The organism is Bacillus cereus group sp. N21 (assembly GCF_016483395.1).
Taxonomy (GTDB): Bacteria; Bacillota; Bacilli; order Bacillales; family Bacillaceae_G; genus Bacillus_A; species Bacillus_A pseudomycoides.
The window spans coordinates 1-248 of the sequence record NZ_JAEHBX010000395.1; the positions used below are offsets into that span (position 1 = coordinate 1).

Below are 248 nucleotides of genomic sequence, written 5' to 3' on the forward strand. Positions count from 1 at the left end.
TGACCCGTACGGGATTCGAACCCGTGTTACCGCCGTGAAAGGGCGGTGTCTTAACCACTTGACCAACGGGCCAAAAAAATTTAAAACTGTTCCCAAGCTTCCAACCGGGCTTGAACCGGTGACCTCTTCCTTACCATGGAAGTGCTCTACCAGCTGAGCTATGGAAGCATAATGGCTCCGCAGGTAGGACTCGAACCTACGACCGATCGGTTAACAGCCGATAGCTCTACCACTGAGCTACTGCGGAA

The 248-nt window shown here is 52.8% G+C and carries 3 tRNA genes; all 3 read right to left on the minus strand.

The annotated features are described in order from the left end of the window. Positions 1–72: transfer RNA gene (locus JDS96_RS31345), tRNA-Glu, on the minus strand. Positions 73–95: 23 nt separating this feature from the next. After that, positions 96–168, minus strand: a tRNA-Thr gene (locus JDS96_RS31350). Between the two features lie 4 nt (positions 169–172). Further along, positions 173–247 (minus strand) — tRNA-Asn (locus tag JDS96_RS31355). Position 248: the final 1 nt, after the last annotated feature.